At 67.5% G+C, this 9,146-nt stretch carries 11 protein-coding genes; 1 reads left to right on the top strand and 10 read right to left on the bottom strand.

The features are described from left to right. Nucleotides 1–191: 191 nt before the first annotated feature. The 10 genes from GBZ26_RS23095 to GBZ26_RS23050 form a co-directional block, all read right to left on the bottom strand. The gene (locus tag GBZ26_RS23095; RefSeq protein WP_174440856.1) at nucleotides 192–992 is read right to left on the bottom strand and encodes a DODA-type extradiol aromatic ring-opening family dioxygenase; all 801 of its coding nucleotides are present in this window, start codon (nucleotides 990–992) and stop codon (nucleotides 192–194) included. Nucleotides 993–1,089: 97 nt separating this feature from the next. Beyond that, nucleotides 1,090–1,569: a F0F1 ATP synthase subunit B family protein gene (locus GBZ26_RS23090; protein WP_041810942.1), complete on the bottom strand. Its 480-nt coding sequence runs from the start codon at nucleotides 1,567–1,569 to the stop codon at nucleotides 1,090–1,092. Then, the gene (locus tag GBZ26_RS23085) at nucleotides 1,566–2,216 is read right to left on the bottom strand and encodes a F0F1 ATP synthase subunit B family protein (protein ID WP_174440855.1); all 651 of its coding nucleotides are present in this window, start codon (nucleotides 2,214–2,216) and stop codon (nucleotides 1,566–1,568) included. Before GBZ26_RS23085 ends, GBZ26_RS23090 begins: the two co-directional genes overlap by 4 nt. Before the next feature lie 87 nt (nucleotides 2,217–2,303). Beyond that, a complete protein-coding gene (locus tag GBZ26_RS23080; RefSeq protein ID WP_014239727.1) occupies nucleotides 2,304–2,528 on the bottom strand; it encodes an ATP synthase subunit C family protein in 225 nt (74 codons plus the stop codon). Between the two features lie 73 nt (nucleotides 2,529–2,601). Then, entirely contained in the window at nucleotides 2,602–3,345 is a 744-nt protein-coding gene (locus GBZ26_RS23075; protein ID WP_035672105.1) for a F0F1 ATP synthase subunit A, read from the bottom strand. Nucleotides 3,346–3,357: 12 nt separating this feature from the next. Further along, entirely contained in the window at nucleotides 3,358–3,720 is a 363-nt protein-coding gene (locus tag GBZ26_RS23070; RefSeq protein WP_137140114.1) for an AtpZ/AtpI family protein, read from the bottom strand. A 176-nt stretch (nucleotides 3,721–3,896) separates the two neighbouring features. Further along, nucleotides 3,897–4,499: an SCO family protein gene (locus tag GBZ26_RS23065; RefSeq protein WP_174440854.1), complete on the bottom strand. Its 603-nt coding sequence runs from the start codon at nucleotides 4,497–4,499 to the stop codon at nucleotides 3,897–3,899. Nucleotides 4,500–4,568: 69 nt separating this feature from the next. Continuing rightward, the gene (locus GBZ26_RS23060) at nucleotides 4,569–4,799 is read right to left on the bottom strand and encodes a hypothetical protein (RefSeq protein WP_174440853.1); all 231 of its coding nucleotides are present in this window, start codon (nucleotides 4,797–4,799) and stop codon (nucleotides 4,569–4,571) included. A 27-nt stretch (nucleotides 4,800–4,826) separates the two neighbouring features. After that, nucleotides 4,827–6,971, bottom strand: a complete 2,145-nt coding sequence (locus tag GBZ26_RS23055; RefSeq protein ID WP_174440852.1) for a bacteriohemerythrin — start codon at nucleotides 6,969–6,971, stop codon at nucleotides 4,827–4,829. Nucleotides 6,972–7,259: 288 nt separating this feature from the next. Beyond that, on the bottom strand, nucleotides 7,260–7,997 hold the full coding sequence (locus tag GBZ26_RS23050; RefSeq protein WP_137140118.1) for a PhoH family protein: 738 nt from the start codon (nucleotides 7,995–7,997) through the stop codon (nucleotides 7,260–7,262). A 741-nt stretch (nucleotides 7,998–8,738) separates the two neighbouring features. On the opposite strand from GBZ26_RS23050, the gene GBZ26_RS23045 reads away from it, so the two are divergent. Beyond that, nucleotides 8,739–9,146: septum site-determining protein MinC (locus GBZ26_RS23045; RefSeq protein WP_486598849.1), on the top strand; the 408-nt coding region annotated here is incomplete at its 3' end.

Raw genomic sequence — 9,146 nt, 5'->3', positions numbered from 1 at the left:
GCCACGTCCCGTACGCGCTGTCGTTGGTAAGCCACGAGATCCGGCCGAAGGTTGCGGGCGGGAAAAGCCCGACGTTGTCAGAAACCCTTCCGTGTGCACGGACGGGTGGCGCGGATTGTAGCTTGGCGACGCAACGGCGCAAACAGACAAGTGCGTAAGGGTCAGCCCCTTTAAACATCTCCGGCTTCGTTTCAGGCGCCGCCGTGGAAGGCGTAGGCTTGCATGCCGATGCTGCCATGCTCGAACCCGGTGTGAAGCCGCTCCGTCCGCACTGTATCGCCGGCGGCGCCGAAGGCCACGGGCAGGGGCAGGAAATGCTCGTCGGTGGGATGCGCCGCCTTGGCCTGCGGGCAAAGCGTCTTCCAGCCGGCCAGCGACGCCTCGTCGCCCGCCGCCAGCACCCCGTCGAGCCAGCCGGCGAACTCCTCCGCCCAACCGGCCACGTCGCTCTGGCCGAAACGGAAATCGCCGAGATTGTGGACGGCGCCGCCGCTGCCGAGGACCAGCACGCCCTCGTTCCGCAGGGGCGCCAGGGCGCGGCCCAGCGCGATGTGGTCGGCGGCGGTGGCGCCGGGCTGGACGGAGAGCTGGGCGACCGGGATGTCGGCCTCCGGGTACATCAGCATCAGCGGCACCCAGGCGCCGTGGTCGAGCCCCTGGCCGGGATCCACCGCGGCGCCGGTCAGCGCCCGCACGCGGTCGGCCAGCGCCGGGGCGCCGGGGGCCGGGTAGCGCATCGCGTAGAGGGAGCGGGGGAAACCGTAGAAGTCGTGGATGGTGTCCGGCTGCGTGGCGCCGCTGATCGCCGGGGCCCGGGTCGTCCAGTGGGCCGACACCGCGATCACCGCGCTTGGGCGGCCCAGCAACTTGCCCAGGCCGGCTAGGAAATGGCGGCCCGGCGAATCCTCGATGATGAGGGTGGGGGCGCCGTGCGAGACGAAGACGCTGGGAACGGGAGAGGGCAGGGCGGTGGCCGGCTGGGGCGTGGTCATGGAAGGGGCTCCGGGTTGCCGCACCATTCCACCAAAGAAAAACCCCGGCGCCTAGGCCGGGGTTTTTCGAAAGACCGTTGCCGGTGGAGCAACGATCTCAGTGCAGGTGCTTCGGCAGCTCGGCGATCGACTGGTCGATCAGCTTGTCCGCCTGGGCCGGCTGGATGCCGGTTTCCAGGATGCGGCGGCTGGCGTCCATGGCGATGTCGACGGTCAGGTTGCGGACCTCGGCCAGCGCCCCGGCTTCCGCCTGGGCGATGCGGTCCATGGCCTGCGCCTCGCGGCGCTTCAGCGAGGCTTCGAGGTCAGCGCCGGCCTGCGAGCGGAGGCGGTCGGCCTCCTCGCGGGCGTGGGCGATGATGGCCTCGGCCTCCTTCAGCGCGTCGCGCTGGCGGCGCTGGTAGTTGGCGAGCAGCGCCTGGGCGTCTTCACGCAGGCGCTGGGCCTCGTCCAGCTCAGCACGGATCTTCTCGGCGCGGGCGTCGAGAAGGCCGGTGATCGCGCCGGCCGCCTTCTTCCACACCAGGGCGGCGAAGATGATGAAGGCGATGGCGACCCACATTTCGGGCGTGTTCATGACCGGCGCTCCTCGATCACGGCGGCGACCGCGGCATCGGCCTGGGCCGCGTCGACGTTCAGCCCGGCCAGACGGCCGGCGACGTCACGGGCGATGTCGGCGGAGATGGAGCGGACGTTGGCGATCGCCTGCTCCTTGGCCGCGGCGATGTTCGCCTCGGCGCTGCGCAGACGCTCGGCGTTCTCGGCGCTCAACTGGGCCTGACGGGCGTGGTTGTTCGCGTCGATGTCGGCGGCCACCTGGGCGATCAGGGCCTGGGCTTCGGAACGGGCCCCGGCGAGGGACTGATCGACCTGGGCCATGGAGGCCTCGGCCTCTTCCTTGAGCGAAGCGGCCTTGCTCAGGTCGCGCGAGATGCGCTCCTGGCGCTCCTCCAGAACCTCGGCCACGCGCGGCAGCGCTTTCTTGGACAGGAGGTAGTAGAGGGTGATGAAGGTCAGCGCCAGCCAGAAGATCTGGGTGGGGAAGGTGGCGGGATTGAGCTGCGGCAGGCCGCCGGCGGCATGTTCGCCGCCATGGGCGGCTTCCGGCGCGTGCTCCGCCGTCGCCGCCAGGACGTTACCGGCAAGCACGGTCAGAGTGGCGAGCGAGGCGCCCGCAGCACCCGACCAGCGGACCAGCCGTCGCTTGGCCAACAGGTTCGGCATGGATCGGTCCCCCTAGGCAAGAATGCGGCGCCGAAACTTCGAGAGCCCGGCGCCGCGTCAGAGCGAAATTTGGAGTTCGCTCGGGCCTTAGGCGAACAGGATCAGGAAGGCGATCAGCAGGGCGAACAGCGCGACGGCTTCCGTCAGCGCGAAGCCCAGAATGCCGATCGGGAAGACCTTCGGCTGGACGGCGGGGTTGCGGGCGATCGAACCGATCAGGGTCGAGAAGATGTTGCCGATACCCAGGCCGACGCCGGCGAGGGCGATAACGGCCAGACCGGCACCGACGTACTTGGCGGCTTCAGCTTCCATGGTACTCATTCCTCTAGGTAAGGGTGAACTGTGGAGAAAAAGGTGAAGGGATGATCCGGGTCGGCGCTGGTGCTCAGTGCAGTTCCAGAGCGTCGCGGATGTACAGGCAGGTCAGGATCGAGAAGACGTAGGCTTGCAGGAACGCGACCAGGAACTCGAAGCCGGTCAGCGCGATGTTGATGGCCAGCGGGACGAGGCCGGCGAGAAAGCCGACGGCACCCAGGCCGCTGATCATCATAACCGTGAAGCCCGCGAACACCTTCAGCATGGTGTGACCGGCCATCATGTTGGCGAACAGTCGGATCGACAGGCTGACGGGGCGCATCAGGTAGGAGATCACCTCGATCGGGATGAGGATCGGGGCGAGCGCCAGAGGCGCGCCGTGCGGCATGAAGAAGCTGAAGAAATGCAGGCCGTGCTTCATCAGGGCCAGGACGGTCACGAACACGAACACCGTCGCCGCCAGCGTGAAGGTCACGATGATGTGGCTGGTGAAGGTGAAGGTGAACGGGATCATGCCGACGAGGTTGCCGAACAGCACGAACATGAAGATCGCGAAGACGAACGGGAAGTAGGGACGGGCGTCGTGCCCGGCGTTGTCCCGAACCATGTTCGCGACGAATTCGTAGAAGATCTCGGCCAGGGACTGCAGGCGGCCCGGGACCAGGGCGCGGCCAGACATGCCGAAGACGAGCAGCGCGTAGATCAGCGCGACCGCCACGACCATGAAGAAGGCCGAGTTCGTGAAGGACACGTCATACCCGGCGATCACGATCTGGAGGATCGGGTTGATCTGGAACTGGTGCAGCGGATCCAAGGTCGTCCTCGCTCAGTGTGCGTCGCCGTCGGGACGCTCGTTGTCATCCTCACGGGCCCGGCGGTAGCCGGGGGCTAATCCGAGCCCGGTGATGGCCCGGTAGACATTCAGAATTCCGGCCGCCGCGCCGAGGAAGAACATGACGATCAATCCCCAGGGCGCCGTTCCGAGCCAGCGGTCGAGCAGGAGCCCGCCACCGACGCCAACGATCATGGCAGCGACCAGCTCGGTCCCGATTCGAAAGGCGATGCCGAGAGGACTCTGCGGCAGCCGGTGATATTTCCCCGGACCGCTCTGCGATTCCTTCCCTTCACGCGCCTTCTTCAGTCGGGCGTCAAGCTCTGCCAGAGACGGCGGGGGCTTTTCGTCGCTCATGTCGCTTCGTTGTCCCCGTTGTCTCGCAGCCACGCGAAAGCGGCGAGACCATACGGACAGGGCACAACCCTGTCAAGTCGCAAAACCCTTAATACAAGTGCTTGAAAACCCAACGAAACCGCGCCGAAACCTTGGTATTACCGGGTCGAAGGGCGCGGCTCCGCTCGTGTTTTCCGTCAGCCGGCAATACGGCTGCCCAGATCCTGGGCCACGCGGTCGGCGGTGGTGCCGGCCGGATACACCCCGAGGAAGCGCCCGTCGGGGCCCATCAGGTAAAGAAAACTGGAGTGATCCATCAAGTAATCCTCCGGTTTCCCGCCCTCCTGCGGCGCCTTGGCGTAATAGACCCGGTAGGCCTTGGCCGCCGCCTTGACCTGCTCCGGCGTGCCGGTCAGCCCGACCAGATTGGGGTGGAACAGCCCGACATAGTCCTTCAGATGCGCCACCGTGTCGCGCTCCGGGTCGACCGAGATGAACATCGGCTGCACCTTGTCCGCCTGCACGCCCAGCAGATCCATGGCGCGGGCCATCGTGCCCAGCTCCGTCGGGCAGACGTCGGGGCAGTAGGTGTAGCCGAAATAGATCAGCAGATACTTGCCGCGGTAGTCGGCGTCGGTGACCGTCCTGCCGTCCTGGTCGGTCAGGGTGAAGGGACCGCCGATGGGCACGCTGCTCTGCACCGTGCTGGAGGCGTTGTCGACCTGCCACCAGGCGATGCCGGCGGCGATCACGAGCCCCACGGCGGAGGCGGCGGCGATGCGGATGAGTCGGGCTTTCATGACCGACTGGAATGGGGCGGCGCAGGGTTCAGGTCAAGAGGACAATCTGCCCAGGCGGGGCACCCCCCGTTACCAGAGGCGGCGGGTGGCCCAGCGTAGGGCCAGCGCCGCCGGGACCGTCGCCAGCGCGATCAGGAAAAGTGTGGTGCCGGTCAAGGTGCCGGTCGTGGCGTAGATCGCAGCGGCGGCGAGTCCTCCCGGAACGCCGAGGAGCAGCCAGGTCAGGCGGGGCTTGCGGGTTATGAAGCCGATGAGGGCCCAGGCGATCAGCCGTGCCAGCACATGGATCACCAAGTCCATTTGAGACCCTGCTCCGTTCCCGTCTCCTCACGCCGCCTTGCGCGCCGGCTCTCCCGGCCGGGCGAGATGGTGTCCGATCCTCTTGTCGAAGCGCTGGATGTGGCCGGTCAGCCAGTCGCGGAACAGCGCCAGCAGATCGTCGCCGACCCGCGCTTCCCCCGCCGCGAAGCGCTGCTTCAGCTCGGCCACGCGCTTGCGCAGGGCGTCGTGCTGTGCCTTGTGCTGGACGAAGTCGGGATAGCCCGACCGCTGCATCACCCGCTCCTCCTCCTCGAAATGCAGGACCGTATAGGCGACGAGCTGGTCGATGGCCGACCCGATGGCCTGCGGCACTTCGCCGCCCCGGATGCGCCGGGCCGCCCGGTTGATCAGCGCCACCAGGATCATGTGGTCGTTGTCGATGTCCTCCTGCCCGACGGCCAGCGTGTCGTTCCAGGGCATGAAGACCTCCTCCCCGGCCGGGGCGAAGAGGGTGGCCAGTTCCGCGCTGTTGATGGCCGCCACGTTGATCAGGAAGGCGTCCACCAGATTGCGCAGGGCCCCGGCTTGCTGCGCCAAGCTCTCCGCGGCGTCGAGCAGGCTGTTGGCGGCCTTTTCCGTCTCCAGGGCGGAGGCTGAAACCTCGTCGATGCTGGTGGAAACCTGCCGTGTGCCCTGCGCCGCCTCACCCGCGCTGCGGGCGATCTCGCCGGTCGCCGCACCCTGCTGCTGGACCGAGGCGGCGATGGAGGTGCCGATCTCGTCGCTGCGGGCGATGATCCCGGCGATCTCGCGGATGGCGGTGACGGCGCCGTGGGACGCGTGCTGGACCTCGCTGATCTGGGCGGCGATCTCCTCGGTCGCCTTGGCGGTCTGGCCGGCGAGGTTCTTCACCTCGCCCGCCACCACGGCGAAACCCTTGCCCATCTCGCCGGCCCGCGCCGCCTCGATGGTGGCGTTGAGCGCCAGCAGGTTGGTCTGGCTGGCGATGCTGGTGATGAGGTCGGCGACCTCGTTGATCTTCTGCGCGGCGTGGCCCAGCCCGTCGATGCGCTCGCTGGCCTGGCGGGAGGCGTTCACCGCCTGCATGGAGATGTGCGAAGAGGTGGCGACCTGGGTGCCGATCTCCGCGATGGCGCTGCTCAACTCCTCGGCGGCGGAAGCGACCGTCTGCACGTTCACCGACGCCTGCTGCGACGCCCCGGCGACCGAGGCTGCCTCGCGCATGTTGCGGTCGGCGGTGTCGGACAGGGATCGCGCCGTGTTCTCCAGCGCCTGCACCGCCTGCCCGACCGTGCCGACCATGGCGCTGACCGTGGCGTCGAACCGCTCGGTCAACCGCTCCAGCGCACGGGCGCGCTGTCCGGTCACGCGGTGCTCCACCTGCTGGCGCTCCCAGTGGCGCTGCAGGTCGATCTGATTGTTGCGGAAGACGTCCAGGGTGCGGGCCATGACGCCGATCTCGTCGCCGCGCCGCGTGCCGGACACGGTGACCGCCGTGTCGCCGCCGGCCAGAGTCTGCATCACGTCGGTCATGGCGCGCAGCGGGTGGACGATGGCGCGGCTGACCAGCAGGGCGATTCCCGTCGCCACGAGGGCGATCAGCAGCCCGAGCCCGCCGAGGAACAGGGCGGCCTCGCGGAAGGCGGCGTCCACGTCGTCCACATAGATGCCCGACCCGATCAGCCAGCCCCAGGGTTCGAAGCCGCGCACGTAGGAGATCTTCGGCACCGGCTCCGCCTGGCCCGGCTTCGGCCACAGGTAATCGACGAAGCCACCCTCCGCCGCGACGCCGACGCGGGTCATCTCGACGAACAGCAATTTCCCGTTCGGATCGGCGGTGCGCGACTGGTCCTGTCCGTCCATCTCCGGGCGGATGGGGTGCATGATCATGCGCTGTGCGCGGTCGATGACGAAGAAATACTCCGAAGCGGCGTAGCGCAGCCGGCGCAACGCGTCCTTGGCCGCCGCCTGGGCGGCGTCGCGGGTCAGCGTGCCCTTGCGTTCCATCTCCTCGTAGTGGGCGGCGAGGCTGTGCGCGACCTCCACCACGCTGCGGGTCTTGTCCTGACGGTCCTTCATCATCTCGGCGCGCAGGCCGAACAGGCTGACGGCGGCGATCAGGGCGAGGCCGACGGCCGCGACGCCCAGGATGACGGAAATCTTACCCTTGATGCTGATGCGCTCGAACACCTGACGTTCCTCCGGAATCTTCCTTATGTCCGGCACACCGGCGCCGGTTCCGGGCGGCGCGACGGCCGTCCGAAAATTCTGCTAAATTTTTTGTTACTTTTGCTCCGGGGGCCTGATCGTCGTCAAGGCGGATCAACCCAGGGTGAGAAAACGTCGCGGGCTGCCGTTCAAAAGTTTGGAAGAGAAAGAACGCGGCGCCGTGAAAAAGAAAGGGGAGGCCCGAAGGCCTCCCGCAGTTGCGAACCGGTGGGGCGGTTGCGCGTCGATGCCGTTCGTTTGCCGATGGCGTCAGAGCACGGTCAGCATGCTGGCGACCAGGGGGTGGCGGACGATGTCGGTGTCGCTCAGCCGGACGACGGCGATGCCCTCCACCGCCTCCAGCCGGCGCGCGATGTCGGCCAGACCCGACAGGTTGTCGAGCAGGTCCGTCTGGTCGGGGTCGCCGGTCAGGACCATGGTGGAGTGCCAGCCCAGCCGGGTCAGCAGCATCTTGATCTGGGCATAGGTGCAGTTCTGCGCCTCGTCGATCACCACGAAGGCGTTGTTCAGGGTGCGCCCGCGCATGAAGCCGACGGGCGCGATCTCGATGGTGCCGTCGGCCATCAGGGCACGCAGGCGCTTGGCGCCCAGCCGCTCGCTCAGCGCGTCGTAGAGCGGGCGCAGGAAGGGGGCCATCTTCTCATGCATGTCGCCCGGCAGATAGCCGATGCTTTCGCCCGCCTCGATGGCCGGGCGGGACAGCACGATGCGGTCGACCTTGCCCTCCTCCAGCGCCTCCACCGCGGAGGAGATCGCCAGATAGGTCTTGCCGGTGCCGGCGGGGCCGAGCGCCACAACGAGGTTATGGTCCTTGATCGCCTCCATCAGCCTCTTCTGGTTGGGGCTCTGGGGCTTGACCTTGCGGAGATAGCTCTGGTCGCGGCGGTCGGCGCCGCCCACGGGGTCCCAACCGGCGGCGGGGAACAGTGGGTGGACCGTCGACTCGGACGCTGAAACGGCGCTGCCTTTGGTCTGGCGTTTGGCCATATCGCTCTCCTAACGTCACGTTGGTGGGCGGCGGCTCCGGGCACAAAAAAACCTCCCGCAAGGGGGAGGTCGTCGATGCTGCTGTGCAACAGGATGGCCGGAGTCTGGCTTGCCGGTGCGAGGCGTGCGTCCCGTCGGCTGCGCCCGTCATGGGGTGCCGGCGACATTCGGACGCTCGGGAACGAAGCAGGATGCAAGCGGAACCTCTTCGTCAGAATAGGAACCTCACATCACAAACATAGGGCGTACGGCGACGAACGTCAGGCGGAATTGCGGGCATCGCAAAAGATTCACACAAGATGTTGTGGATGAGTCGCAGGTGGGAGCGCAGCGGCAACGGACTACCGCCAGAGGCGGAGGGAACCCGCCGCCACCGCGACAAGGGGATGTGCCGAGGACGCGCGAACCATCTTTGCGGGTGTCGCGGCGAGGGAAAGATGCCGCAGCGCGAAAAGGGCATATCTCCGCAAAACCCTTTGCCCGACGAATCCAGTTCCATTACCATACTTTGTAGTGAGACCTTCCGCTGACGCAACACATGGACCTGCAGCCCGGACGGGAACCCCCTGTTCCGGGCCATGGCGCGTGTGTCCGGCGGTTGTCACTCCATCGGCGCCGGGAAAGGCTTGAATGGATGGGGTCCGCGCCGCTAGAACCCGGGTGGTTGACCCTTCCGCCCTGGTGCCTGGCCGATGGCTCCAGACATGCGGACGACACGGATTCGGCAGGAACACAAGCAGGATGGCAGCGGTGAGCAGCGCCAGGCAGGGTGCCGATCGGGACGGTCCGTTCCAGTTGCGGGGCAATTCCTTCACCATGATGGTGCTGAAGGTGAATGATCCGGCGTCGCCGGACTTCTTCACCCAGCTCGCCGTCAAGGTGCGGCAGGCGCCCAATTTCTTCCGCAACGCCCCCGTCGTCCTCGATTTCGAGGAGCTGACGGAGGACACCCCGCGTTTCGACATCGCCGCCCTGGTGACCAACCTGCGCGCGCTGTATCTGCTGCCGGTCGGTTTCCGGGGCGGGCCGCGCGCGGTCCACGAGGGGGCGCTCGCCGCCGGGCTGACCCCGATGCCCGCCGGCCGCGCCGCCAAGCTGGAGTCCGCAGCGCCCCCCGCCGCCGACCCGCAGGCCGGCGCCGCCCCGATT

It is taken from the genome of Azospirillum formosense (genome assembly GCF_013340925.1).
Classification (GTDB): domain Bacteria; phylum Pseudomonadota; class Alphaproteobacteria; order Azospirillales; family Azospirillaceae; genus Azospirillum; species Azospirillum formosense.
This window is presented reverse-complemented; position numbering and strand designations above follow the sequence as displayed.